The organism is Vagococcus entomophilus (assembly GCF_003987595.1).
GTDB lineage: Bacteria > Bacillota > Bacilli > Lactobacillales > Vagococcaceae > Vagococcus_E > Vagococcus_E entomophilus.
Genome location: NZ_NGJZ01000001.1, coordinates 913,448 through 937,835, shown reverse-complemented (window position 1 = coordinate 937,835; position 24,388 = coordinate 913,448). Strand labels below are relative to the sequence as shown.

Genomic DNA, 24,388 nt, shown 5'->3' with positions numbered 1-24,388 from the left:
GAGAAAAGAGGAAAAAAAATGCAGCTACTGTTCAGTATTTGGAAATTTTTTGCCGATAATATTTTGACTCAGCCTGCTTATTTTATCGGATTTATAGTATTAATTGGCTATATGCTTTTGAAAAAGCCATGGTATGAGTGCTTAGGCGGCTTTTTAAAAGCGACTGTAGGATATTTTATTTTAATGGTTGGTTCAAGTGGTCTGGTCAATAATTTTCGGCCTATCCTAGCGGGCTTAAAGGATCGGTTTCAGTTACATGCGACAGTTATTGACCCTTACTTTGGGCAAAATGCGATTCAAGATGCTGTATCACATGATCCATCTAAAGCCTTTGGGGACGTGATGTTACTTCTCTTAATTGCATTTATTCTGAATATTTTGTTGGTACTTTTTCAAAAATATACCAAACTTCGAGCGGTCTTTACAACGGGGAATGTACAGGTTCAACAAGCAGCAACAGCTTTTTGGTTGATTCTCTTTTGTTTTCCAGAATTAGGAAGATGGGAAATTTTGGCAGTTATGGGGATTATTTTAGGTCTATATTGGGCGGTCGGCTCTAATTTGACCGTTGATGTCACACAAGAATTGACAGAAGGTGCAGGCTTTGCCGTTGCGCATCAGCAGACTTTTGGGATTGCGTTTGTATCGTACCTTGCTGGAAAATTTAAATCTAAAAAAAGAGTGAGTAAAAAAATTGAAGAGGTTGAGCTACCTGGATTTTTGTCCATATTCAATGAAAATATGGTGGCAACAGCTATTTTGATGCTTCTGTTTTTTGGAATAATTATGGGAGTACTTGGAAAAGCGTATTTCGTCGATACAAAAGTCATTCTTCCTACACAAAATTTTTTCTTTTACATTATGACCACATCCTTGCAGTTTGCGGTTAACTTGGCAATTTTACAGTTAGGCGTTAGAACGTTTGTCTCCGAATTAACAGAATCCTTTACCGGTATCTCAAATACTATCTTACCTGGAGCGATTCCAGGGATTGACATCGCAGCAACTTTTGCGTTTGGATCGCCAAATGCAGTGACATTAGGCTTTTTATTCGGAGCGTTAGGACAGTTTTTAGTCATTGGGGCATTGATCTTGTTCCGCTCACCAACCGTTATTATCGCTGGGTTTATTCCATTATTTTTTGATAATGCAGCCTTTGCGGTATACGCAAACAATCGTGGTGGGATTAAAGCTGCCTGTATCTTACCGTTTCTTTCAGGCATGATTCAAGTGGCAGGCTCGGCGCTCATAGCAAGTTGGGTGGGGCTTTCTTCTTATGGTGGATATTTGGGAATGTTTGACTGGGCTACAATCTGGCCGATGTTTACCGTCATCATGAAATTTTTAGGCTATGCAGGAATTGTCGTGGTAGTAGCTGTTCTGATACTTATCCCTCAATGGCAATATCGGAAAGATCCAAAAGGTTATTTTTTAATTGTGAAAGACTATGATGCTTATTTAGAAAGAAAAAGTAAAGAAAACTAAAGGAGGAAACCAAGATGAGAGTATTAGTATCGTGTGCAAATGGTTCAGGAACAAGCTTGATGATGAAAAAAAGTGTAGAAAAAGCATTGAAAGAATTAGGCATACCTGTTACAAATTTACATCATTGTGCAATTTCAGAAGGAAAAAGTACGGCTGCACAATATGACGTGGTATTTTGTCCAATGAACTTTTTGTCGATGTTTGATGCGGCAAAGAAAAAAGGTGTGACAGTTTGTGGGATTAAAAATGTGATGTCCGCCAAAGAAATCAAAGAATGTGTCGAAAAGACAGATTTAAGTGAACGTTTTAAAAAGTAAAGAAAGAAGGAAGAAATATGGCAAAGCCTAATTTGCAAGTGGCGCTAGATCATTCCTCGCTCGCTGATGCGCTTGGGGATATCTATAAAATTGGAGATGTTGTGGATATTATTGAAGTTGGAACTATTCTTTGCTTACAAGCTGGACAAGAGGCGATTAGATGCTTACGTGCGCTCTATCCTAACCAAATCGTGATTGCCGATACAAAATGCGCCGATGCAGGAGGAACTGTGGCGAAAAATTGCGCTCAAGCAGGTGCAAATTGGATGACCTGCATTTGTAGCGCTACGCTAGCAACGATTCAAGCCGCAGCCAAAGAAATAGAAGAAATTCAGATTGAGTTATACGGCCAGTGGACAGTGGAGCAAGCACAGAAATGGCGTGATATTGGGATCAAACAAGTTATTTATCATCAAAGTCGTGATGCGCTTCTTGCAGGTGAAACATGGGGGGAAAAAGATTTAAAACGGTTAAAAGAGCTAACTGATATGGGCTTTAATGTCTCTGTTACAGGCGGTTTGACAGTGCAGACACTTTCTTTGTTTAGAGAAATTCCAGTTTATACGTTCATTGCTGGAAGAGGTATTACTGCAAGTGTGGATCCAAGAAGTGCGGCGATAGAGTTTCAAGATGAAATTACAAGAATTTGGGGGGATGGAGTTGATTAGCCTAGGAATATATGAAAAAGCTTTACCCCAAGATATTTCATGGAAAGAGCGGTTGGAAATCGCTAAAAAACTAGGATTTGATTATGTTGAGCTGTCAATTGACGAGACGGATGAGCGAATTGAAAGACTAACATGGTCTAAAAAAGAACGTCAAGATTTAGTACAGACAATGAGTGAGACGAAGATCCCAATTTTATCCATGTGTTTGAGCGCGCATCGACGCTATCCATTTGGTTCAAATGATTTAAAAAAACGAAAAAAAGCACTTGAAATCATGCAACAAGCAATTGATCTAGCAAGTGATTTGGGTGTTCGGACGATACAAATTGCAGGCTACGATGTATATTACGAAGAAAAAACAGTTTCTTCTAGAGAATTTTTTATCCGTCAGTTAAAGACAGCCGTTCACATGGCAGAAAAAAAAGGTGTGATGCTGTCTGTTGAAATTATGGATGATCCTTTTATCAACTCGATTACTAAGTTTTTAGAAATAAAAAAACAGATTCCTTCTCCTTGGCTGCAAGTGTATCCAGATATTGGAAACTTGTCTGCATGGCCTGAAAATGATCCTGGTTATGAGCTAGAAAAAGGTATTTCGCATATTACCAATGTTCATCTTAAGGACACGCTTGCTGTCAAAGGGGATTTTCCTGGCAAGTTTAAGGAAGTAGTTTTTGGAGAAGGCTGTGTCGATTTTAAAGGTTGTTTAGCCACATTGAAACGGTTAAACTATCAAGGACCATTTTTAATCGAAATGTGGAGTGGAAAAAGTCAGGAACCAATAAAAGAGATTGAAAAAGCGTATCAATTTTTACTGCCGATCTTAAAAGAAGTGGGGTATGAACATGAATCAAAAACAAACGATTGAACTTATGAAACAGCGAGTGTTTGAAGCAAATCTATCACTAAAAAAAATGGGTTTGATTAAACTTACTTGGGGAAACGTGAGCGAAATCAATCGAGATTTGGGAGTGGTTGTCATCAAGCCAAGTGGAGTTCCTTATGATGTAATGACTCCTGAGCAGATGGTTGTAACCGACTTGGAGGGGAATCTGGTAGAAAAAAAAGGTTGGAAACCCTCATCAGATCTCCCAACTCATTTGGTATTGTATCAAAAATTTGAAGCAATCGGGGGGGTTGTTCATACTCATTCTACAAATGCTGTGATGTGGGCGCAGGCTGGTAGGGATATTCCAGTATATGGGACAACACATGCGGATACCTTTTACGGTAGTGTTCCGTGTACCAGGATGCTCACAGAAAGTGAAATCACTTCTTGCTATGAGCAAGAAACAGGGAAGGTTATCGTCGAATCTTTTGTTAAAGACGGGTTGGACTACCAAGCGATTCCAGCTGTAATTGTTCAGGGACATGGTATCTTTAGCTGGGGAGATACACCAGAAAAAGCAGTTGAAAACAGTGTTATTTTAGAAGAAGTCGCAAAAATGGCTCTGGGAACGGAACAATTAAAAAAACAAGTTGAGCCAGTTCCTAATTATTTACTCGATAAACACTATTATAGAAAGCATGGAAAGAAAGCCTACTATGGACAAAACTAGCGAATACTTGCTGTTTGTGAGAGATCTGACTAACTTGTCAGGTCTTTTTTTATGAAAAGAGTTGCAAGAATGAAAGAAATTAGGTATACTTTATTAGCAAATAGTAATAATTACGTTTTATAATTTTGCAGAAGGAAGGAAGTTAAGAATGAAATCGAAAAAGTGGTTAGGAATAATTTTAAGTGTGGTCTTTCTATTGACGCTCGGAGCGTGTTCTCAAAAAGAGACGACATCAAATGATAGCAAAAAATTGAAGGTTGTGACAACCTTTTATCCAATGTATGATTTTACTAAAAATGTCGCTGGGAATACAGCAAACATTTCAATGTTGATTGGAGCAAATACAGAACCACATGATTATGAGCCTAGTGCTAAAGATATTGCAAAAATTCAAGATGCAGACGTCTTTATTTATAACTCAGATGAGATGGAAACGTGGGTACCATCTGTTTTAAAACAGATTGACACGAAAAAAACGACTGTCATTGAAGCAAGTAAAGGCATTACTTTAATGGAAGGTTCGGAAGAAGAAGAAGAAGGACACAGCCATGAAGGTCATAGCCATGCTTATGATCCACATGTTTGGTTAGATCCAGTTTTAGCCAAACAAGAAGTAGCAACCATTGAAAAAGGGTTTGTGAAAGCAAATAATGACCAAAAGAAAACCTATGAAAAAAATGCAGATGCGTATACCAAAAAACTAGAGGCGCTTCATACAAAATACGAAACTGCGTTAAAAGATGCTACCAATCGTAATTTTGTTACACAGCATACAGCATTTGCTTATCTAGCAAAACGTTATAACTTAAATCAAATGGCTATCTCTGGTTTATCACCAGATCAAGAACCTAGTGCTGCAAGTCTAGCGAAAATTGAGGACTACGTGAAGAAAAACAATGTTAAAATTATTTTTACAGAAGAGCTTGCTTCAAAAAAAGTAGCTGAAACCGTCTCTTCAGCAACAGGAGCTTCACTTGAAGTGTTAAGTCCAATCGAAGGGATTACCGAAAAAAATCAAGCGAAAGGCTTGGACTATATTGGTGTGATGGAGCAAAACTTAACAGCGCTACAAAAGGTAGTGAAATAAATAAGCGAGGTTACTCAGACCTTGGATGTATTGTCAGATATAAAGAAATAGCTTATAATAAAAGAGTATTGAAGATAAGCACTGTAGTTTTACTTGTTTTTATTTTGATGAAGTTTAATCAAGACTGGCGTAGCTAAAGGGCTACAAGGGTATAAAAGAGGTAGGGTTTATACCGGCTAAACGAGAAGTAAGAAAGTAACATGAATAGTTTTTCAGGAACAAAAATACTTTATCAGTAACTATTTTTAATTAGAAAGCCACTCCATTGCGAGTGGCTTTCGCCAATTTTAGGTCGTTTTTCTCAGCTCTTTTTTTAAAAAATATTGTTTACATCCATCATAAGGACTGTCATCTAAAACACCAAAGATCTCAAAGCCCATTTTCTGATAAAATAAGGGAGCTTGAAAATCAAAAGTTTCTAATTGGAGATAGCGACTATTTTTTTCGTGAGCAAAGTCAGTAACTGTTTGTAGCAGTTGCTGGCCTATTTTTTTTCCACGATAGTCCTCGTCAACCCATAAAAAATCAATATGAGCTTTTTCCCAGTAGAAACTAGCAGTAACACCACCGATTAGTACTTCTTTTTCTTTTAAAATCCACTCATAAACCTCTTTCGTATCCGACACAGGCTGTGTAAACTTTGATTGATTGTAAATCAATAGTCTAGGGCGGATGACACTAGCTTTTTCTTCAATCCTTTTTTTAAATAATTCCATTGCGCATTCATCCCTAATTTTTTCGTTTATTTTGTTCTAAGTATCAGTGTATGTAATCTGTGATTTTTATATTTTAAGCTTGCTTCATATGAATGAATGGATATTTTCTATTTTCCAATGTCAATTGACAAGTGCAAACCCAAAATTTAAATAAGTAGCAAATAGAATCCATAAAAGATACGGGACAAAAAGACAGCCGGCCCATTTATTTAAAAAGTAAAAATAACGTAAAGTCAAGAAAACGGAACAATCTAAAATCACAATAACCAAAAAAGCCAACCACATTGTATTTGAACCGAAAAAGAGAATACACCATAAAAAATTAAAAAACAATTGAAGTGAGAAAAGAAGTGTGGCTTTCTTTTTATGAGCCTTTAGTTTGTTTTCTTGGTGGATAAGAAATAAAGCAAGCGCCATGAATAGATAAAGAAGTGGCCAAGCAATTCCAAAAAGAGAGCTAGGAGGAGAAAGAGGAATTTTGGTCAGTAAACTATATTTTTGAGCAATATCTCCAGATAAAAAAGCAGATAAAGCGCCAATTCCTTCAATAACAAAAATATAGAGTAACAGTTGTATCCATTGTTTAATTTTCATAAAGAATCTACCTTTCTAAGTATGGATTGTCAACTTTCATCGTAAGAATAGCTACAACAAAAAGGCATCTAGTGATTTGTTCAAGTTCACTAAATACCTTTATAACAAAGTAAAACTGGCATCTTCCACGTTTTGTTAAGCTCCTTAGTTAGAGTTTTTTAATTCTTTAACAGCTTGTTCAATCGTAATACCGTAAGCAATTTTTTCTTGGTTGTTTGCATCAATAACCATAAACATTTGTGTGTTTGTATCAAGTGCTACACGATATTGAAAGATTTTGTTATCATATGTCATATACATTCTCCTTTCTTAAACGTTCTATGAAAGGCAACGAAAGTAATAACGAAATTCCATAGTTAATATAGCATGATTAAAAAAAAAAAGCAAATTATTTTGCTTTTTTTAAAAGACAGTGAGTATAAATTAGTAAAACAATAAACAGACGATAAAAACTATTTTTTAAAAATAATCCGACAAGTTCCGTTGAAAATAGTGTCAACTTTGGCATGAATTTTCTCTTCTTTAATCAATTGTTCTGCAGTTAGTTTAACATCTAATTGAGATTCATGAGGAAGGGTATAAATATGTGGAATTAATTTTCCAACGTGCCGATGGGATTCTGCAAGAATTTTTGTGGCAATTTCATCATTATATCTCATTTGAAGTTCTCCTTTCTCAAAACAACAAGAGTACCAAACTTTTAGACAAATGGACTTGAATAAGGATTTTGAAGCATTGTTTCACATAATTCATTAAAGGATATGCCACAAGCAGCAGCTTCTTGTGGAAGCAAACTCAAAGGAGTCATACCTGGGAGTGTGTTCGCCTCGATACAATACAGATGATTTTGCGAATCAAGTAAGAAATCAATGCGCGAGTAGCTACCTAAGCCTAGTACCTTATGTACCTGAAGCGCTAGTTGCTGCATAGAAGAAACTAGGGTAGGAGTCAAGTCAGCAGGGCATTCTTCTTTTGCACCTTCCGTTTGGAATTTATTTTGATAATCATAAAAGGAATCCTCTGGTGGGATAATTTCTATAATTGGCAATGCCTTACCAAGTAAAATGCCCAGAGAAAATTCACGCCCACAAATTTTTTCTTCGATTAAAATTTTGTCATGGTAAGTACTGGCGTTTTTGATGGCCAGTTCAAACTCGGATTGTGTTTCACAGATACTCACACCAATACTGGACCCGTTTGCGTTTGGTTTTACAACACATGGCAAGCTAAAGGTCTGAGTATCGTCCCATTCAATCCACTGAGGTGTGGGGATATGATGGTAACCCATGATTTGCTTGGCTAAAATTTTATCCATAGCAAGCATGCTTCCTTGGTAACCTGATCCTGTGTATGAAATGTCATACAAGTCAAACAGCGCTTGGATTTTTCCACTTTCACCAATTGCACCATGAAGCGCTAGAAAAACCACATCAGCAGTTTTACAAACAGCCAAAACGTTTGGTCCAACGAGTTCCGCTTGATGATTATGTTCTTCTTTTATTTTATTCAAATCTGGCGCATCTTTTGAAATATTCGTTGAAAAGGAATTTTCTTTTCCTCTATCATAGGCTTCCTCAAACGTAGTGATTGTTTCAGGTAATCCTGTATAAACATCTAATAAAAAGGCTTTGTGACCATTTTCTTCAAGTGCTTTTCTCACTTGTGCACCAGAAGAGAGCGAGACATTTCGCTCATCCGAAAGGCCTCCAGCTAAAACGACAACTTTCATAATTTAACCTCTAATCTATTATAATACTGTTAAAAAATACTACTTAAAATAAGTCTATGCTCAATTCATACAACCAGCAAAAAAAATATATCAACTTAGTAAAAATTTAAGAATTAAACATACAAATAGAGCCAAGCTTTCTACTACTAGTTGTTTGAAAAGAGTAGTAAAATAGAAAAAGAGCTAGACGTAAATAAAAAAGAGAGGAAAAAACGGAATGATAGAGCGCTTAAATCAGATCAGAGCCAAGTTTCCTATAGAAAATCTTCCAGCAACACCAGATAACATTTTTCATTTGCAAAAACAAATGGCACAAAAATTAAACAGTTTTCTTCCAAAATCATATCTAAATCTACTAGAAAATGTGAATGGAATCATCTGTAATTCTTCGACTATGTACGGGGTAGACCAAGACATCGTAAAAACTAAAGAAAAGATTGTGGGCATCTTAGCGGTTAATCTAACATTTTTTCAAAAAGAAAATATCACAAACTTAATTTTTTTTGCCGAAGATGCACAATATTACTATGTTTTTGACAAACGTAAGAAACAATATGAAAGCTTGAATAAAAGCAATCGGGAAGTAATAGCCACCTATCCGAACTTTGAAGAGTTGTTTGGGCAATTTACTAAAAACTTATTAAAAAACCATTAAGTTGTAGCAAATTCTATTTTTTTGATATTTTTAACATGACAAATATAAAAACATATGATAAATTTAATTTAACCATATTGTGGTTGTATTTTTTCTGAGTCTAGAAAAACAATACTAAAATAAATGCCTGATTGATATTCCCATTGATGTCTTGTTGTGTATTTTAGTATTTTGTTGAGTCTAGACTTTTTGTTCTCTTAAATAAATCAAGCTATAAGTATAAAAATGTTTATTTTTTTGCGCTTTTTTTCTTTGGAAAAAATGAATCCCATAATCTAATTCGATAACAAAATTAGAAATTTTTAGATGCTCTGGTTCCCGAAAAAACAGCTCATTGTTGCCTGCTAAAAAAAACAAAAATAATGGTTGACACTTTCAAAAAAATTATTTATAATATAACATGTTGCTTGAGTATTTGTCACAGTAGCTCAGCTGGATAGAGCATCCGCCTTCTAAGCGGACGGTCGGGGGTTCGAATCCCTCCTGTGACGTAAGTTTTTACAGTTAAATGCTGTCATATCAAAATTTCATTGTGACTTTCAGAAAATGAAAGAGTTAAACCCTTCTAAACTGGTTATTGCACTACAATCAGTTGGAGGGTTTTTTTATGTACACAAAGAATGAGAAGAATACAGTCAGTAGAAGAAAAAAGAGGATATATTCTGTCACCCCTGTTGATCTTAATGTGACTGAGGTCACTCTTGATAGTGACAGGTTAAAGGTATTAGACGCTCTGGAAACAGTTATTCAACACGGGATAGCAGATGGGTTACGTGATGCCACAATACGTGATTATACAAAGTGGATGACAGAGTATGTAAACTATTCACAGATAATTTACGCAGATCAATTGAATGATAAAGTAGGCGGAGGGGATTTAATGGCTCTATTGAAATGGCTTGACAGTATGAGCGTATCTCCTGCTACTAAAAGAATCAGAATGAAAGCAGTAAAGGCTGTTTTACGTAGGACTATAGAACGGGAATGATACAGGAGGGACTTCTTTGACTATCTAAGAATAAAAGTGGATGAAGTGTTTAAAGAGAGGGCAACAGAGAAAAATAGCACGCTGTTACTCAGTGAAATTTCTTTGATAGATTATTTTCAGTTGAGTGATGCCACAGCTATTCTGCTAATATGGCAGACAGGTGTCAGACTGAAAGCACTGTCTTCTTTGACAGCTAATCACGTTGACTTTGACAGTGGCTTACTGAATTGCTCTGGTGATATATGAAGAACCACATGAGTCTCACATTACCACTATCAGGTTAAACTGTTAGAACTGCTGAATGCTTAGTCAGAGAGAATAAAAGAATAACAGATGCCAGAGGTCTTTCTCTTAATGAACGTCAAAGTAATAATATACTTGGTAAGAGGCTGAATTATTACAAAGTATAAGATTATCGGAGAAAACTCGACCGTATGCCAACTAATACAGACATAACTACTAACAAACTAGTTCTTCCTAGTGGGAAAAATAATATTAAGTTACCTGAAAAAACTACTGGTGATGGATTTGTAATAGTAAGAGCTGATGTTTTGCTTGACGTTGCTTTACCAAATATCCTATTAGAGTTGCTTCAAGGACACCGTTAAAAAATGGAATAGAGTAGTATTGCATTAAGTATAAAGTAAAATTTTTATCGCCGACATGGGGCGATAAAATTAAAACGAATATACCAGGAACAACTATATATCCAAGTGGAGAAAAGTTCGAAGATTATAAAGTTAGTGAGAAAAGTAATAATACTATTTTAGAAGTTAAAAAGATAAGGGAAGTTACAGTGAAATATGTTGATACAGAAGGGAACCTTTTAACATTAGATGATTACGTGGGAAACCCAATACTCTTATCAAGATTTCAAGGTTCGAATTATAATACCGAACAAAAAACAATAGCTGACTATACCTTTAAAGAAGTGCAAGTAAATCCATAAGGTACTTTTACTGAAGCAGAACAAACCGACACCTATGTTTACAAAAAAATAAAAAAGAAACTAGCAGCACCAAAGCTTCTTCGGATACTAGTCAAGCGTCAAACAACAATAAGGAATTACTTTTGACTAATTTTTTTCTACTTTTTATGTAATAGGAAATATTAGCATGGGTCCATTAACACAGTCTTCAAAAGTGATGAAAATCCTGACTAACTGTTTTTTATTTTTTCTAAATTCTATCATTTCAATAGTTAATAATACATGTTTTATCGACTATTATTTTTCCTTATAATAATAGCTGGTAAGAAAATAGTAAAAAACTTCTTCTAAAATCAAAGAAGATTAATGTTTTTAATTTCTAGACAATTTCATTTTCTTGTGTTATGCTTTTGGTATCATGAAATAGAACAAGGTTGGGCGCAAGCTTTCAAGACATTTTCCCCAAGGGTGAGGGGAAGTTTTGTTAGCTTGCGTCTTTTTGTGTTCGAATGAAAGGAAGTATGGAATGAAATTTTATCATCAGAGTATAGCTAAGCTTATGGAATCTTATCTTGTGGATATAAAGAAAGGACTAACTTTTCAAAAAGTATTAGAACAAAGAGAAACACACGGGGAGAATAAACTTCCAAAAAAAGAAGAGATACCTTATTGGAAAATTTTTTGCAAGAGCTTTAAAGAACCGATTGTTATTGTTTTAATAATGGCAATTGTCTTATCATTTTATAGCGCTTATTACGATCTACAAATTAAAGGGGATACAAAACATGGAGTCGAAGCAGTGTATGAAGGTATTGCCATTTTTATTTTAATTATTATCAATGCTTGTCTGTCCTTCTGGCAAGAGATTAGTGCAAAAAAGAGTTTAGATGCATTAAAAAAATGGATAATCGTTATATCACAGTATTACGTGATGAAAATTGGCAAAAAATCAAAGCCCAAGAACTAGTTGTTGGTGATCTTATAAAAGTAGAAGCTGGTAATTTTATAGAAGGAGATGTACGGTGGCTTAAAACCGATCAACTTCAAATTGTAGAGTCACATTTAACTGGAGAAGCAGATGCAATTTCAAAACAAACAGATGAACTGGTTGGTGAGGTTGATTTGGGTGATCAAGTAAATATGGGGTTTTCAGGTTCTAGTGTTTCTAGTGGCAGTGGAATTGGTCTTGTTGTAGCAACAGGGGCACAAACTGAACTTGGGAAAATTGCTACTTTACTAGAATCAGTAGAAAGTTTGCCTTCTCCTCTTCAAAAAACAGTGAGTAAACTCACGAAAATATTGATGTTTATTTCAGGATTCATTGTTTTATTTACTCTAGCAGTTGGAGTATTTCAGTCTTATCAACAAACAGGGATATTAACATTTTCAGTAATTGGTAAAGTTTTATCTACCTCTATTGCATTAGCTGTTGCCTCTATTCCAGATGCATTGCCTGCTGTTCTATCTATTGTATTGACTATAGGAGCAAGAAAAATGGCAAAAAATAAAGGATTAATTAAATCTTTAAATAGTGTTGAGACACTCGGCGCGACTTCTTATATTTGTTCAGATAAAACAGGGACACTGACCAAAAATGAAATGACCGTTACTCAATTTTTTGCAAACGGAAAAAGTTATAAAGTTTCTGGTAATGGTTATGAACCTTTTGGCGAAATTAAGGCAATGGATTCTTCTGAAGATGAAGATTTTTCTGACTTTTTAGAGGGAGCAATTCTATGTAATGATGCATATGTTCAAAAGATGGGCAATGAATACAAACCATTTGGGAATCCAACAGAAGTAGCACTAACTGTTTTAGGAGGTAAAAATGATGTTACTAAACAAAAACTACTTGATCAAGGAAAAGAAATTTACCGAATTTTCCCTTTTACTAGTGAACGTAAAATGATGAGTTCCATCATAAAAGATGGAGAAAAATACTTTCTTTATACAAAAGGGGCACCGGATGTGCTGCTACAGAATAGTTTTGGGATTTTAATGGAAAACATTGTAAAACAAGATCAGAATAGTAAACAACAATTTTCTAAAAAAGTGGAGAAATACGCGGAACAAGCACTTCGTACATTAGCTGTTTCAAAAAAAGAAATTTCAAAAGATTTGGCTGAAACTGGTGTGTTGGAAGAGTTAGAAAGAGATTTTATTTTAACTGGAGTCGCCGGTATTATCGATCCACCCCGAGAAGAAGTTAAAGCTTCTATTCAAATCTTGCAACAAGCAAAAATAAATGTGGTCATGATAACAGGAGATCACCCTAAAACAGCAGAGGCAATTGCTCGAAATTTAGGAATTTTGTCTTCAAAAGATGAGAATGTAATACGAGGTTCTGAATTAGAAGATATGTCAGACGAGGAACTATTTAACATTGTAGAAAAAACAAAAGTTTATGCACGTGTTTCTCCTGAACACAAGCAACGTGTTGTCAAACAACTACAAAATCACGGAGAAATCGTCGCAATGACGGGAGATGGTGTAAATGATGCCCCAGCTCTTCGTACAGCAAATATTGGAATTGGGATGGGAATTGCAGGGACAGAAGTGACAAAAGATTCAGCGGATTTAATTCTATTAGATGACAAGTTTACAACCATTGAACAGTCTGTTGAAAGCGGACGAACCATTTATGCAAATATTAAAAACTTTATGCGTCATGAATTGACAACCAATGTAGCGGAAGTACTATCTTTATTAATTGGTTTATTATTGTTTACAAAGACTGTTGGAAACGTTCAAGTTGGAACTCCAACGCTCACTGCTTTAATGGTATTGTGGGTGAATATGGTAAGTGATGCGATTCCTTCATTTTCACTTGGATATGATAGGCCAGAAACTAATATTATGAAAGAGAGTCCAAGAAATCCTGAAAAGTCTGTTTTAGCAGACCATACATGGTCTCGTGTACTTATACGAGGTATTATCATGGGGGGACTTGTCTATATCGCATTTCTATGGGCTGCACACCAAGGAATGACTGGAAAAGAAGCACAAACAGTAGCATTCCTAACATTGATTTATGGACAATTATGGCATGTTTTTGATGCACGTAGCACTAAAACGTTATTTAGACGAAAACCATTTGAAAATCGATATTTAGTTGTGGCTGTATTATTTGCAGGTGTTAGCTCATTCTTAATCACTATTATTCCATTTTTCCAGACTGTAATCGGTACAGCTAGTTTAACCTTCCCAGTTTACTTACTTGTTTTATTTGTACCAGCAATTCCAACTTTTGTACTTTCAGTTATAAAGGAGCTTTTCAAAATCAAAATCTGGTAATAGTAGACGTATCTATGTTTATTATTTTAATTAAATATAGAAGCACTTTCCTAAATTAGGAAAGTGACTTCTGCTTGACGGAAAGCTTAAAAAATCAAGCGTAAAACTTTATAAAAGTGGCAAACCACAAAATGCTTTAGCTAATGAATAATCGTATCGCACTGTCCTACGTAGCCCACTGGATGAAGGGATTTTCTGAAGTCCGAATTGATGAGGATGCGATCCTTATGGCTCGAAAGATCAAGTAATTACAGAAAAAAACTTCAGATAGAAGAGAAAAAGTTAACCTTAAAAAAAGCGATTACCATAATCACGGCAAACTTAACGAACGACTAAATACAATTCGTATTTTACATCATGAGCACTATGTTGTTATGCTTTGTAGAGTTATTAATGACAATTGTTCGACTTACTACAAACGTTTTTCTGAAAAAATGGCACCTAGAACTTTAGAAAATCAACAGTTGAGAAAGACTATCTTAGAAATCTATACAACCTCTAAAAAACGAGTTGGCCCTGCAAAGTACGACGTATGTATCTAAGTGACTATGACATTTTTATTAGTATTGTTCGAGTTTATCGCTTAATGAACATCATGATCTTACCTAAGATGTCCACAGTAAAACCTGTCTTTAAACCGACCGCTAGTCAGGTTTCTTTAAAGCAACCAAATTCAAATTATTTGAATCAAGAGTTTAACCATCCTACGCCAAACCAAGTATGGACTAGCGATTTACCTTATATGCCTGTATGGAAAACCTCTTTTGTTAATCTTTGTGTGATTTTAGATTTATTTTCTAGAAAAACCATTGCTTAGCCCGTCAGTAAAAAGATGTCACTACTTTAGCCATTAAAAAATAGAAAAAGCTATCCAAGATAGAAATCCTACGGCTTGTGTTCTTTTTCACACCGATCAATGCTCCCAGTATACTTCATTTAAATTCAGAAATTTTTAGAAAAACATTCTATTGTTCAGCAATTGTCGAAAGCTGTTATCTTTGGGACAACGTTGTATTTAATAAAATTTCAAGAAGAAGTCAAAATTCTGTTCAGTACACTTTGACTAATTTAAAAGGCCTGAAAACGTCAATATCTAGAACTTATGAAATAGGGTTAGAGCCTAAAATATATGGTAATGATGCTACTATCTATTTAGGATATTTTCCTTCTGTATCTGATTTCAGTGCTTCAGCTACGGATTCCAGTGGTTTAAATTCAAAAGTAAAAGCTGATTTTAGTAAAGTCGTTTTTGAGACTCCAGGAACTTATCCAGTAACATTGTCTGCTGCTACTGGAAAGCCTTGGACAACTGATCCATCAATACTCATATTATTCAAATAGAATAGGGAAAAAAACATTACCATCACATGCTTTTGCACAAATAGCTAGGACAAGTAAAGACTTAGGCGTATTAGGAAAAGATTCTCAATATGGGTATGGTTTGCTTAATCTTTTGAAAGCATTCGGTTCTGTGTTAAGAAAATAGATATTAAACGCTAGTCAATCAATCAAACAGTTTTTTGGGAGAGTGAATTACTAGTTATGAATAAAAAAATCCAAATGAGGAGGGAATATCCATGACAGAATTGAAGATGAAAACAGTGGTTGGAGAAACTTTTGAAGAGTTGACAGTTGCTGAAATGACAAAAGTTCAAGGATTTGGTAATGCTTCACCAGAAACAACACCAATTTATTGAGCCTTTGCAACACTAGCAAGTAGTATTTAGTTGGTTAAAATGATCAAAGGAAAATGCTAAGTTAACAAAACAATCTCTTTGAAGCTAATTAAATGACTTCAAGGAGATTTTTTTGTTAAAAAGCGGTGTCAAAAAACTTTATCAACAAAAATCAAGAGTTTATAAAGAGTTTTGCTAGATTTTTGATATTCTTCAAGTTATGCTAATTTTAGAGAGGAGAGGAAGCTTTGAACTTGAGCAAACAGATTCAAACTAAAAGAAAAAAATTTAATTTATCACAAGAAGATCTTTCAAAAAAATTATTTGTTTCTAGGCAAACAATTTCCAATTGGGAAAATGGGAAAAGTTATCCAGATGTTCAAAATTTATTGTTATTGAGTAATATTTTTAATGTTTCTTTAGATGAACTAGTGAAAGGGGACATAGAAATTATGAAGAAAGAAGTAATTAATGCAGAAATGGATAAATATACCAAGATAATGATAGTTTTTATTGTTTTGGCGATGTTATCAATAGGACCCTCTTTGCTATATTTATCTGGATATTGGAGCTTCTTACCGCCGTTCTTATTGTGGTTAATCGGGATGTGTGCATCTGTTAAAGTAGAAAAACTCAAAAAGAACGCAAATATCAAAACGTATAAAGAAATACTTGCTTTCACTAAAAATCAAGACCTTGATGCAGTAAAAAAAGAGCAAAATAAGTACAAGGATTTTGCAACAGTATCATTGATAGTCATACTTTTTGTAATATTAGCTGCCTTATTAGCACTAATATCTATATATTTTTTTCAAGGATAGACCATTTCCTTATTTTTAATTGTAGGGATACTTTTCTTACTAGCTGGTTTGGTACTTCAAAATAACTTATTTTATTATTCAATAGGTATATATTATTTTAAATATTACTATTTCTCAAAAATTAGTTCAGTGGAATTTTTAAAAAACAATAATATAAAATTTGACTTATAAAATAGCTTATATTAAAATTAGATTATTCTTTGATTATAATATGGTTAAAATTATGGGCGGTTCTGAAATTGGAAAAAAGATAAAATTTTTTGTGGATGTGTTTTTATTTATTCCTTTTTTAGCGGTTAGTGTCTCTCCTATTCAATTATTTTCAGAAGAAGCAGTTGTTGTTGAAGCTTCAGAGGGAGTAGATAAGACTGTTAAACTGAATTCTGACACTGTAAGATTCTATATGTCTAAAACAAAAGCCAATAATTTATTAAAAAAAGCAGGAACTGCTAGCATTTTTATTCCGGACAATGAGTGTAGTTTTATGAGTCAAATGGTTGCTTGCTATATTTGGGATATGGGTTTCTTTACCTAATGGTTTTTCTGTAGATATTCAAAAAGATCATCATGGTCGACCGCTCTACTATCACAACTTTAAATGGCAATAAATATGAGATAGGAGGCATATTATGAACAAAAAGATGCTCTACTTTTATATTCGGTAATTTTAGCTTTAGGAGTCATATCATCTTTTTTCTTTCATAAGACTGGTCAAAAGATACTATTAACGATACTTGTGACTGCTATTTTCTTCCTTTTCTATGTCTATAATAAAAAAAACGGTAAAGAATATTGACATTTTTTACCATTTTTTTGTAGTACTTTAATTTAATCAATCATTGCGTAGTTCAACTATTATAAAAGTTTCTATTTGTTGATGTAGTTAAAATTACGAATAATTAATCTTTCTTTATTTTTCTACAGACACAAAAATAGATTATCTTACACAATATAATAATGGTTATTTAAAAAATATAAATTAAATTAATATAACGAAAGAAATGGGTGGACTTTGGATTGCTAGTTATATTAAAATTAAAACGTTCTACACTACTGCGAATTAGAAATAAGAGGGTGTTTTATGTTTATCGCACATGTTAGAAAAAAAGATGGGAAAAGACAACTTTTAAAAGATCACTTAAAAGAAAGTGCTAGACTAAGTGAAGACTTTGGAAGAAAAATTGGATTGGGAAAAACCTGCTATTTAACTGGATTAATACATGACTTAGGAAAATATAGCAATGCTTTTCAGCAATATTTAGTAAAGGCTGTTGCCAATTCAGCCAGCGTAAAAAGAGGAAGTATTGATCACTCAACAGCAGGTGGAAAACTTATATACGATATCTGCCACAAAGAAAATAAAGATCCTGTTTCGCTGATTCTTGCTGAATTAATCGGAAATGCGATTATTTCTCATCATAGTAGCCAGGGACTGCAAGATTTTATAACCCCTGTTGGAGAGGCGAAATCGGTCTATTTAAATAGAGTGGAAAAAAAAGAGATTGAAGAATATGATGAAATAAAAAAACGTTTTTTTAGAGAAGTATTGCCAGAAAATCGATTTTTGGACGAAATTGAATTAGCAAAAGATGAATTGAGAACACTTTTTTTCCCTTTCGAAAAAGTGAATTCTGAAACAATGTTTTATATTCTAAAGTTTATCTATAGTTGCTTATTAGATGCAGATCGTACGGATACCATGTTGTTTGAAGAAAATCGAAGTTATGAGTTTCATAGTAATAAAAAATTACTAGAGGTCTATAGTCAGCGCTTAGAAGAAAAAATTCATTCTTTTAAATCAGATACACCGATCAATCAACTTCGAAAGGAAATGTCTGATCAATGTAAAGCTTTCTCTCAAAAAAAGACGGGAATTTATACCTTATCAATTCCAACAGGTGGTGGGAAAACATTGGCCTCTCTTCGCTTTGGACTAAATCATGCAATAAAACACGAAAGGGAACGCATCATTTACGTAGTTCCCTTTACAACTATCATTGAACAAAATGCGACAACGGCTCGAGAAATTTTACGAGACGAAGAAAATATTTTGGAACATTATTCTAATGTGTTTAAAGAACAAGAAAAAGAAGTAGAAAGTAGTTATGAACAAGAAGATAGTGAATATAAACAAGCTTTATTAAAAGACAATTGGGAAGCGCCAGTTATTTTCACAACAATGGTTCAATTTTTAAATACGATTTATAGTAAAGGGACTAGAAATCCACGTCGTTTTCACAATTTAATTAATGCGGTGATTATTTTCGATGAAGTACAAGGAATTCCTATCAACTGTATTTATTTGTTTAATGAATGTCTTAACTTTTTAAAAAAATATGGAAATACGACTAGTGTTTTATGTACGGCAACCCAGCCTTCTTTAGAGCATGTCGGACTAAAATTACTTAAAGATGTAGATGGAGAAATGATTACTAACTTAATTGAAGTAGAAAGCGGTTTTAAAAGAGTAGAAATAATGGATAAAACAAAAGTTGAAACTTGGTCCTTAGAGGAATTAGCTAATTTTGGTCAAAATATATTAAAAGAAAAAAAGAGTTTGTTAATTATTTTGAATACTAAATCAGCTGTTCGAAAGTTGTACCAGTACTTTACAAAAGAATTATTGATAGACGTGACTGTATATCATTTAAGTACTTCGATGTGTGGAAGGCACCGAAAAATAATATTAGATGAAATCAGAAAGAAACTTGAAAATAAAGAACCAATATTATGTATTACAACTCAATTAATTGAAGCAGGGGTGGATATTAGTTTTCAATCAGTGATTCGTTCGATTGCGGGGAATTGGGTGGACGTTGGAAATTTCTACGAGAACACGACTAACTCTGTTTAGAGTTAGAGGATTGAAATCTAAATAAATCAGCATAACCTGGAAATGAAGGTGAGGTTTAAAACTATGAATAATAATGAAAAGAATTCTAAGCAAAACTCAAGTAGTAACATATCAAGTAATTTATTTAACGTAATGAATACCAAATCTGATCCGTCACAAAATGGTTCTCCAGTACCTTTTCAGAGTGGAGATTTTGCCTCTGTTGATTCAAACTATGAATCATCAAAAACCTTCTCAGAAACTCTTAGTTTCTATTTGATAGGCATAGTTCTCGCTGCTATCGGTTGCTACTTGTTTATTAAATTACCAGCATTTCAGAATTTGCTAGATAATACGGTCTTATCTTTTGTAATTACTTTTATAATTATAATAATGGGTTTCGTTGTATCTCATTTTTTAACTACAGTAGTTACGGCTAACTTCAGAAAAAGAAATAAATGACTTTATATTGAGAAAGAGTGGTTGGCTTATATGCCAACTCACTTTTTTAGAACCGTTCAAGCCGGTGACTTAAGTTGATTATTAAAAAGAACCGTTACCTAGCCAAAGATAAGACGGTTATTTTTTTGTGCTATTTTTCAGTAATGCTACAATTGTGCCAACTAATAATAGTACAAAACTGCCAAAAACTAACATCAGTTGCAACGTTTCTGCTACAGACAAAAGGCTTACTCCTGTCATAGATTTCAGTACTTACATTCATAAGCACCACCATCTTTCGGAAGTCGCCACCGTCATTAACTTTTCTTCTTCTCTAGTGTAACAAAAATTTGTCAATTACTAGACTTAGATTCATGGATTACAGTAGATAAAGACTTTCCTTTTCTTAGTGGATGATGTATTAGGAAGAACTGGAGAATAGACGGAATGTGGATGACTTTTGCTCTTTGTTGCTAATTTTTAAGTTTTTTTCGATTTTGTAATGTACTTAACCAGATACCATTCAAAATAATTTCTCCAATAACCAGTATGCTTATGTTTGATAGGATAGATTGTTCATTAGTGAGTATCTGGTAGATCATAAAACAAAAATAAATAATGCCAAGTATTCCGCCAAACCATTTTGGCAAATATCTATCTAACGTGTAAATTATTGCAGCAATAACCATACCGAATAAAACACTTGTAAATTCAGTCATGTAATTTCCCTCCTTTGCAACAAAGTATTTTTATAACAATTTTTTATAAAGGTAAATCGCTCTTTTACTTCACATACTAGCAATAGTAAGCTTTATTTTCAATAAATAATCTCTAATTTTTTTTTAATATAACATCACATTGTATAAAAAATAGAATAAACAAACGAGAAAAAATCTTGTTTGTTTATTTTAGCTATTTGTAAATTTAGGGTATAATCATAATTTATTTTGAGAACATTTTCACCAAGCTTCCGTTAGTGTAATGTTTGAGTGTAAACCAAGCAATTACGAATAAGACACAATTTTTTTGTTTGGATTCTTGACATAGGAGCCAAATATCAGATTTTAAATATTCTTACATTTTAATATAGCCATTTACGAAATATATAAATATAATTAAATCCATATTTTTTAATGTTGTTTTTTTAGTAATATGTTATTATCTATATATTGCAAGAAAAATATTTTTTTGGAGGAATTTATGAAAAAGATAGTTACCGCTGTTATGGTTACGACTATACTAACAACTGTTGTCCCACTTAAGGCATTAGCTGTGTCAGAACCTACTAATCAACAAGTATTACAGGATGGCGTTGGGATAACAATACCAGATGAAAATCTCCAGTCTGCTATCCGCTCAAAACTAAACTTAGCTGCAACTGAACCAATTACACCAGAAGCAATGCTTCAATTAACCACCCTAGACTTATCCTCTGTCTCTAACTTAACTGGTCTAGAGTATGCTAAAAACCTGACTACTTTTGGTATAGAAGGTGGATCAGTTACTGATTTGACCCCGATACAAGGATTAAACCTGACTAGCCTGTCACTCTATAAAACACAGATAAGTAATCTCTCTGCTTTGGCTGGAATGAAAAATTTAAGTGTCTTACGTGCATCAAAAAATAAAATTAATGACATTTCTCCACTCGCAGGATTGCCCCTGCTAACAGGAAATTTATTTTTTGAATTAGATAACAACGCGATTGCTGATTTTAGCGTGCTGGAGGGAAGAAATACCACTAATATTTCAAAGCAAAATCAAGTAGTGACACTTGCAATGCAAATCTCTACTGCAGAAGAAATTCGTGTGCCCAATCCTCTGAAAGACACCTCAGGACTTCCAATTGTCCCTACCTTTAGTGATGATAGTGTCGCACAGTACAACGCATTAGATAACACGATTGTTATTCCAAGAGGTGATGCTTTAACAGGAACTATTAGTGGTACTTTTTTAACTGGTACTCTTAAGACTGATATTAGTGGTACCATCATGGTTCCATTTACCTTTGCCGAACAAACAACCGGTCAGGTAACCATTCAGTACCTTGACGATAAGGGAAATGAACTTGCACCAGCAGAAACTCAAGAAGGACTCGTCGGCGAGAGTTATACAACAACTGCGAAAGAGTTTGACGGCTGGAGCTTAACCAAAATGCCAAGCAATTCCCAAGGAGTCTTCAGCGATCAAGCACAAACTGTAAGTTACGTTTATAGTCAAAATACTACACCAACGAGCACAACAGATTCATCTGATTCATCTGATTCTTTAGATACAGGTACCAATACAACATCTGAGGGTACAACCACCTCAACCAGTGGGCAACAAGAGAATCATTCAGTCTCTTCGTCTTCTGATCCAAGAGGAACACTTCCTCAAACAGGCGAAAAAGTGAAAAAAGGTACTACTATCTTGGGTGTCCTCTTGATCATCGCTGGATTCGCATTCTATCTATGGCAACGGAATAAACGGCACTCGAAGAACCAGTAGACGATATCAGTTGTAGGAAGAAGCAGGAAAAAACGAGGGGTAGAACCTTATGATCAATCTAACTGGTTTACTCAAGAAACAGTTTATAAGCCTGAAAAACATGATGCAATAAGAAGTGCGATATTGAAATATCTAGATAAGTTATATTAAAAATAAAGTAAAGGCAGAAAGTCGAAGAGGACAATTGCTCTTCGACTTTCTTTATATAACGCTGAAACAATTTCGATTCCTTTAACCGTAGATGATGCGAGGGAGGTAGACTGAAAACTTTTCCCATAAGGAAGCGTCCTTTTCACCTCTCGATGATCCTGTTCCAAGATATTATTGAGATATTTGGACGTCCAATGACTCACTTGTTCACTAATTACTAGAGATCATACAAGAGCTACTTAATCTTTCCTCACAACGTGAAACGTTGCGTTACATTGTAACTACACAAGAAGATATATAGTGTTGTACGCTAATTTCTCCAAATGTCCGGTGAAATATCGAACTGAAGTAATAAAAAAAGACTAAAACACGAATGTGTTTCGCCCCAGGGGCATTACTTTTTTTAATTTAATTACGAACGTTGTAGTTTAATTTTATAAAATCCTTTATTTAGGGATCACTGGAGCATCTGTACGGAAAATAATGTTAGAAAAACGAACAACCAACGACAAATTACGTTAGTTGGCTGTTCGTTTTTTGTTTAAGTTTTTCAATTTTAGTCGATTAATTTCACGATAAAATGTTTCGGTAGATGTCTGATTCGTTTCAATTCTTTCTTTGATAGAATATTCCCCACTAAGAATATTCTCACTACCGCTAATTTATGTACGGATATTCCAGTGATTCCATAAACTTTTTTACAGGTAGGTGTGTGAGTAATGTTTCCTAACGAAAAATTATCACATGGTAGACTGTTATTAATTTAAAACTTTGTAACAGAACTACTTGTTTTCAAATGGAAAATCCAATGATACAATGTACAATAAGTATGTAATCCATTAAATACAAAATGTCACAATAGCAGAAAATGTTTAGCTGTTAAAACCATCTACTCACTGCAATGTGACTTATGTCGATCATTTGTTTCTATTACTATTTTTTAGAAGAGGTGTTGTGTATGAAAGCTATTCAAAATTTAAAATTTATTCGCTTTTTATTTATAATTTCTTATGTTACATTTTTTATGAGTTTTATTTTAGCACTTAATAACTCCAATTTTCTAGCTATTATTTCTATGATTTTATGCTATTTTTCAGATCACTTTGTTCCAAATAGATATGCAATTCGATATGAAAAACATTGGCATGTAAAAGAACCTTTATTTTTCACCACAATCTCAGGAACTACAGAAAAAAAATATTTATTATTCTAGGCATTGTAATAATTGTTTTAATTTTTTGTTTCTTTATTTTTATAAAGGGATAGCTCCATGGTAATTTTATAAAACATTTAAAGCCCTCAGATCAATTCTGAGGGCTTTTTAGCTAATAGGATTGTGTTACCTAATCGTTAAATAACTACTTAAATGAAAGAATTTACAAAGATCCATTCCCTTTTCTCATTTGAAATGCTACATATAATCTATATTATTGTATAGGGCCATAGTAAAATGTAGGAAAAAGGCCAACGAAAATGAGGGCTTATTTAAAATCTGATATTCTTTGTCATGAACCCATTCAAGGAGAGTGAATCATGAGAAAAGCTGTCTTAGAAAGAGTCCAACTTACTTTTCCAGTTAAATAAAAGGCGTTATGACCGAAAATCAACGGTTATCATCACGAAAATTTCTCTCTCAATGGTCGGAAATATTTGGAAACAAAAAACTAACAAATGCATTACTGGAGCGATTGTTCCACCATTCTAAAATTATCCAAACTACTGGTCCTTTATACAGAATGAAGAGTTACAGTGAGAAGAAAGAAACTAAATAATTAATTATTTCAATGAATGAATTCCTACATTTTCAATGACCCAAAACCAACATTTTGTTGTGGCCCTTGACACTAGTAAGGAATGGGATTTTAGAGAGTTTCTTGGTTTATGTTAGAAGAAAAGAAAATCAAAAGAAGTATGGAAAAACGCTTTAAGAATCCGTGAATAGATGTGAGTGGGGTTT

28 protein-coding genes, 1 tRNA gene, 3 pseudogenes and 1 other annotated feature are annotated in these 24,388 nt (G+C 33.9%); of the genes and pseudogenes, 24 read left to right on the top strand and 8 right to left on the bottom strand.

Translation table 11 applies throughout. The features are described 5' to 3' along the window. Window positions 1–18: 18 nt before the first annotated feature. The 6 genes from CBF30_RS04490 to CBF30_RS04465 all read left to right on the top strand — a co-directional run bounded on the left by CBF30_RS04490 (window position 19) and on the right by CBF30_RS04465 (window position 5,116). Window positions 19–1,485: a PTS ascorbate transporter subunit IIC gene (locus tag CBF30_RS04490; protein WP_126823159.1), complete on the top strand. Its 1,467-nt coding sequence runs from the start codon at window positions 19–21 to the stop codon at window positions 1,483–1,485. 14 nt (window positions 1,486–1,499) lie between these two features. Further along, window positions 1,500–1,802: a PTS sugar transporter subunit IIB gene (locus tag CBF30_RS04485; protein ID WP_126823157.1), complete on the top strand. Its 303-nt coding sequence runs from the start codon at window positions 1,500–1,502 to the stop codon at window positions 1,800–1,802. 17 nt (window positions 1,803–1,819) lie between these two features. Beyond that, complete coding sequence (locus tag CBF30_RS04480) at window positions 1,820–2,470, top strand: 3-keto-L-gulonate-6-phosphate decarboxylase UlaD (protein ID WP_126823155.1); 651 nt, start codon at window positions 1,820–1,822, stop codon at window positions 2,468–2,470. Next, on the top strand, window positions 2,463–3,338 hold the full coding sequence (locus tag CBF30_RS04475; RefSeq protein WP_126823789.1) for an L-ribulose-5-phosphate 3-epimerase: 876 nt from the start codon (window positions 2,463–2,465) through the stop codon (window positions 3,336–3,338). The genes CBF30_RS04480 and CBF30_RS04475 overlap by 8 nt, the downstream gene beginning before the upstream one ends. Further along, a complete protein-coding gene (locus CBF30_RS04470) occupies window positions 3,316–4,029 on the top strand; it encodes an L-ribulose-5-phosphate 4-epimerase (protein ID WP_126823153.1) in 714 nt (237 codons plus the stop codon). The genes CBF30_RS04475 and CBF30_RS04470 overlap by 23 nt, the downstream gene beginning before the upstream one ends. A gap of 148 nt (window positions 4,030–4,177) precedes the next feature. Continuing rightward, complete coding sequence (locus tag CBF30_RS04465; RefSeq protein ID WP_126823151.1) at window positions 4,178–5,116, top strand: metal ABC transporter substrate-binding protein; 939 nt, start codon at window positions 4,178–4,180, stop codon at window positions 5,114–5,116. 287 nt (window positions 5,117–5,403) lie between these two features. Here CBF30_RS04465 and CBF30_RS04460 read toward each other — a convergent pair whose 3' ends face one another. From CBF30_RS04460 to CBF30_RS04445, 5 genes are all read right to left on the bottom strand, one after another. Then, window positions 5,404–5,832: a GNAT family N-acetyltransferase gene (locus CBF30_RS04460; RefSeq protein WP_126823149.1), complete on the bottom strand. Its 429-nt coding sequence runs from the start codon at window positions 5,830–5,832 to the stop codon at window positions 5,404–5,406. Between the two features lie 120 nt (window positions 5,833–5,952). After that, window positions 5,953–6,426, bottom strand: coding sequence for a TspO/MBR family protein (locus CBF30_RS04455; RefSeq protein WP_126823147.1), 474 nt, complete (start codon window positions 6,424–6,426; stop codon window positions 5,953–5,955). 144 nt (window positions 6,427–6,570) lie between these two features. Next, window positions 6,571–6,720: a hypothetical protein gene (locus CBF30_RS11790; protein ID WP_170168938.1), complete on the bottom strand. Its 150-nt coding sequence runs from the start codon at window positions 6,718–6,720 to the stop codon at window positions 6,571–6,573. A 158-nt stretch (window positions 6,721–6,878) separates the two neighbouring features. Beyond that, window positions 6,879–7,085: a hypothetical protein gene (locus tag CBF30_RS04450; protein WP_126823145.1), complete on the bottom strand. Its 207-nt coding sequence runs from the start codon at window positions 7,083–7,085 to the stop codon at window positions 6,879–6,881. 41 nt (window positions 7,086–7,126) lie between these two features. After that, window positions 7,127–8,155, bottom strand: a complete 1,029-nt coding sequence (locus CBF30_RS04445) for a D-alanine--D-alanine ligase family protein (RefSeq protein WP_126823143.1) — start codon at window positions 8,153–8,155, stop codon at window positions 7,127–7,129. Window positions 8,156–8,372: 217 nt separating this feature from the next. Here CBF30_RS04445 and CBF30_RS04440 point away from each other — a divergent pair, with 217 nt between their 5' ends. The 14 genes and pseudogenes from CBF30_RS04440 to CBF30_RS04380 all read left to right on the top strand — a co-directional run bounded on the left by CBF30_RS04440 (window position 8,373) and on the right by CBF30_RS04380 (window position 19,812). After that, window positions 8,373–8,810 (top strand): YrhA family protein, encoded by a 438-nt coding sequence (locus tag CBF30_RS04440; RefSeq protein WP_126823141.1) that lies wholly within the window; start codon window positions 8,373–8,375, stop codon window positions 8,808–8,810. 417 nt (window positions 8,811–9,227) lie between these two features. After that, a tRNA-Arg gene (locus CBF30_RS04435) sits at window positions 9,228–9,301 on the top strand. A gap of 116 nt (window positions 9,302–9,417) precedes the next feature. Further along, on the top strand, window positions 9,418–9,798 hold the full coding sequence (locus CBF30_RS04430; protein WP_126823139.1) for a hypothetical protein: 381 nt from the start codon (window positions 9,418–9,420) through the stop codon (window positions 9,796–9,798). A 45-nt stretch (window positions 9,799–9,843) separates the two neighbouring features. Continuing rightward, a complete protein-coding gene (locus CBF30_RS04425) occupies window positions 9,844–10,044 on the top strand; it encodes a hypothetical protein (protein WP_126823137.1) in 201 nt (66 codons plus the stop codon). 188 nt (window positions 10,045–10,232) lie between these two features. Continuing rightward, on the top strand, window positions 10,233–10,406 hold the full coding sequence (locus tag CBF30_RS11785; RefSeq protein WP_170168937.1) for a hypothetical protein: 174 nt from the start codon (window positions 10,233–10,235) through the stop codon (window positions 10,404–10,406). Between the two features lie 188 nt (window positions 10,407–10,594). Then, a complete protein-coding gene (locus tag CBF30_RS11925) occupies window positions 10,595–10,747 on the top strand; it encodes a MucBP domain-containing protein (protein WP_281273578.1) in 153 nt (50 codons plus the stop codon). Window positions 10,748–11,158: 411 nt separating this feature from the next. Next, window positions 11,159–11,204 (top strand) — a sequence feature (sodium ion sensor (DUF1646 type); this cis-regulatory element may regulate processes involved in with the transportation of sodium ions). 48 nt (window positions 11,205–11,252) lie between these two features. Next, window positions 11,253–14,020, top strand: a pseudogene (locus tag CBF30_RS04415) (cation-translocating P-type ATPase). Window positions 14,021–14,552: 532 nt separating this feature from the next. Next, window positions 14,553–14,837: a hypothetical protein gene (locus CBF30_RS04410; RefSeq protein WP_126823133.1), complete on the top strand. Its 285-nt coding sequence runs from the start codon at window positions 14,553–14,555 to the stop codon at window positions 14,835–14,837. A 242-nt stretch (window positions 14,838–15,079) separates the two neighbouring features. Then, window positions 15,080–15,361: a hypothetical protein gene (locus tag CBF30_RS11750; RefSeq protein ID WP_148112257.1), complete on the top strand. Its 282-nt coding sequence runs from the start codon at window positions 15,080–15,082 to the stop codon at window positions 15,359–15,361. A 236-nt stretch (window positions 15,362–15,597) separates the two neighbouring features. Next, complete coding sequence (locus CBF30_RS04400; RefSeq protein WP_245975002.1) at window positions 15,598–15,717, top strand: lichenicidin A2 family type 2 lantibiotic; 120 nt, start codon at window positions 15,598–15,600, stop codon at window positions 15,715–15,717. A 233-nt stretch (window positions 15,718–15,950) separates the two neighbouring features. After that, window positions 15,951–16,517: a helix-turn-helix domain-containing protein gene (locus CBF30_RS04395; RefSeq protein ID WP_342774834.1), complete on the top strand. Its 567-nt coding sequence runs from the start codon at window positions 15,951–15,953 to the stop codon at window positions 16,515–16,517. A 211-nt stretch (window positions 16,518–16,728) separates the two neighbouring features. Then, complete coding sequence (locus tag CBF30_RS04390) at window positions 16,729–17,052, top strand: hypothetical protein (protein ID WP_126823127.1); 324 nt, start codon at window positions 16,729–16,731, stop codon at window positions 17,050–17,052. 546 nt (window positions 17,053–17,598) lie between these two features. Then, complete coding sequence (cas3, locus tag CBF30_RS04385; protein ID WP_126823125.1) at window positions 17,599–19,371, top strand: CRISPR-associated helicase Cas3'; 1,773 nt, start codon at window positions 17,599–17,601, stop codon at window positions 19,369–19,371. Window positions 19,372–19,434: 63 nt separating this feature from the next. Continuing rightward, window positions 19,435–19,812 carry a hypothetical protein gene (locus CBF30_RS04380; protein ID WP_126823123.1) on the top strand — a complete coding sequence of 126 codons (378 nt, stop codon included), beginning with the start codon at window positions 19,435–19,437 and terminating at the stop codon, window positions 19,810–19,812. Between the two features lie 117 nt (window positions 19,813–19,929). Here the strand turns inward: CBF30_RS04380 and CBF30_RS04375 are convergent, their stop codons facing one another. Then, window positions 19,930–20,052, bottom strand: a complete 123-nt coding sequence (locus CBF30_RS04375; protein WP_390221062.1) for a putative holin-like toxin — start codon at window positions 20,050–20,052, stop codon at window positions 19,930–19,932. Between the two features lie 212 nt (window positions 20,053–20,264). Further along, the gene (locus CBF30_RS04370) at window positions 20,265–20,510 is read right to left on the bottom strand and encodes a hypothetical protein (RefSeq protein ID WP_126823119.1); all 246 of its coding nucleotides are present in this window, start codon (window positions 20,508–20,510) and stop codon (window positions 20,265–20,267) included. A gap of 481 nt (window positions 20,511–20,991) precedes the next feature. On the opposite strand from CBF30_RS04370, the gene CBF30_RS04365 reads away from it, so the two are divergent. Further along, window positions 20,992–22,281 carry a MucBP domain-containing protein gene (locus tag CBF30_RS04365; protein ID WP_170168936.1) on the top strand — a complete coding sequence of 430 codons (1,290 nt, stop codon included), beginning with the start codon at window positions 20,992–20,994 and terminating at the stop codon, window positions 22,279–22,281. A 146-nt stretch (window positions 22,282–22,427) separates the two neighbouring features. Here the strand turns inward: CBF30_RS04365 and CBF30_RS04360 are convergent. Continuing rightward, a pseudogene (locus CBF30_RS04360) lies at window positions 22,428–22,634 on the bottom strand (DDE-type integrase/transposase/recombinase); the annotation flags it as partial. A 17-nt stretch (window positions 22,635–22,651) separates the two neighbouring features. Here CBF30_RS04360 and CBF30_RS04355 point away from each other — a divergent pair. From CBF30_RS04355 to CBF30_RS04345, 3 genes and pseudogenes are all read left to right on the top strand, one after another. Continuing rightward, a pseudogene (locus CBF30_RS04355) lies at window positions 22,652–22,732 on the top strand (site-specific integrase); the annotation flags it as partial. Window positions 22,733–23,389: 657 nt separating this feature from the next. Further along, complete coding sequence (locus tag CBF30_RS04350; RefSeq protein WP_126823115.1) at window positions 23,390–23,644, top strand: hypothetical protein; 255 nt, start codon at window positions 23,390–23,392, stop codon at window positions 23,642–23,644. Window positions 23,645–24,023: 379 nt separating this feature from the next. After that, window positions 24,024–24,203 carry an ATP-binding protein gene (locus CBF30_RS04345; RefSeq protein WP_281273577.1) on the top strand — a complete coding sequence of 60 codons (180 nt, stop codon included), beginning with the start codon at window positions 24,024–24,026 and terminating at the stop codon, window positions 24,201–24,203. Window positions 24,204–24,388 lie beyond the last annotated feature (185 nt).

Bases quoted from the DNA above. Each gene is read 5' to 3' on its own strand.
- CBF30_RS04490 (WP_126823159.1), top strand. From the start codon at position 19: ATGCAGCTACTGTTCAGTATTTGGAAATTTTTTGCCGATAATATTTTG.
- CBF30_RS04485 (WP_126823157.1), top strand. From the start codon at position 1,500: ATGAGAGTATTAGTATCGTGTGCAAATGGTTCAGGAACAAGCTTGATG.
- CBF30_RS04480 (WP_126823155.1), top strand. From the start codon at position 1,820: ATGGCAAAGCCTAATTTGCAAGTGGCGCTAGATCATTCCTCGCTCGCT.
- CBF30_RS04470 (WP_126823153.1), top strand. From the start codon at position 3,316: ATGAATCAAAAACAAACGATTGAACTTATGAAACAGCGAGTGTTTGAA.
- CBF30_RS04465 (WP_126823151.1), top strand. From the start codon at position 4,178: ATGAAATCGAAAAAGTGGTTAGGAATAATTTTAAGTGTGGTCTTTCTA.
- CBF30_RS04460 (WP_126823149.1), bottom strand. From the start codon at position 5,832: ATGGAATTATTTAAAAAAAGGATTGAAGAAAAAGCTAGTGTCATCCGC.
- CBF30_RS04455 (WP_126823147.1), bottom strand. From the start codon at position 6,426: ATGAAAATTAAACAATGGATACAACTGTTACTCTATATTTTTGTTATT.
- CBF30_RS11790 (WP_170168938.1), bottom strand. From the start codon at position 6,720: ATGACATATGATAACAAAATCTTTCAATATCGTGTAGCACTTGATACA.
- CBF30_RS04450 (WP_126823145.1), bottom strand. From the start codon at position 7,085: ATGAGATATAATGATGAAATTGCCACAAAAATTCTTGCAGAATCCCAT.
- CBF30_RS04445 (WP_126823143.1), bottom strand. From the start codon at position 8,155: ATGAAAGTTGTCGTTTTAGCTGGAGGCCTTTCGGATGAGCGAAATGTC.
- CBF30_RS04440 (WP_126823141.1), top strand. From the start codon at position 8,373: ATGATAGAGCGCTTAAATCAGATCAGAGCCAAGTTTCCTATAGAAAAT.
- CBF30_RS04430 (WP_126823139.1), top strand. From the start codon at position 9,418: ATGTACACAAAGAATGAGAAGAATACAGTCAGTAGAAGAAAAAAGAGG.
- CBF30_RS11785 (WP_170168937.1), top strand. From the start codon at position 10,233: ATGCCAACTAATACAGACATAACTACTAACAAACTAGTTCTTCCTAGT.
- CBF30_RS04410 (WP_126823133.1), top strand. From the start codon at position 14,553: ATGTATCTAAGTGACTATGACATTTTTATTAGTATTGTTCGAGTTTAT.
- CBF30_RS04400 (WP_245975002.1), top strand. From the start codon at position 15,598: ATGACAGAATTGAAGATGAAAACAGTGGTTGGAGAAACTTTTGAAGAG.
- CBF30_RS04390 (WP_126823127.1), top strand. From the start codon at position 16,729: ATGGTTAAAATTATGGGCGGTTCTGAAATTGGAAAAAAGATAAAATTT.
- cas3 (WP_126823125.1), top strand. From the start codon at position 17,599: ATGTTTATCGCACATGTTAGAAAAAAAGATGGGAAAAGACAACTTTTA.
- CBF30_RS04380 (WP_126823123.1), top strand. From the start codon at position 19,435: ATGAATAATAATGAAAAGAATTCTAAGCAAAACTCAAGTAGTAACATA.
- CBF30_RS04375 (WP_390221062.1), bottom strand. From the start codon at position 20,052: ATGACAGGAGTAAGCCTTTTGTCTGTAGCAGAAACGTTGCAACTGATG.
- CBF30_RS04370 (WP_126823119.1), bottom strand. From the start codon at position 20,510: ATGACTGAATTTACAAGTGTTTTATTCGGTATGGTTATTGCTGCAATA.
- CBF30_RS04365 (WP_170168936.1), top strand. From the start codon at position 20,992: ATGAAAAAGATAGTTACCGCTGTTATGGTTACGACTATACTAACAACT.
- CBF30_RS04350 (WP_126823115.1), top strand. From the start codon at position 23,390: ATGAAAGCTATTCAAAATTTAAAATTTATTCGCTTTTTATTTATAATT.
- CBF30_RS04345 (WP_281273577.1), top strand. From the start codon at position 24,024: ATGACCGAAAATCAACGGTTATCATCACGAAAATTTCTCTCTCAATGG.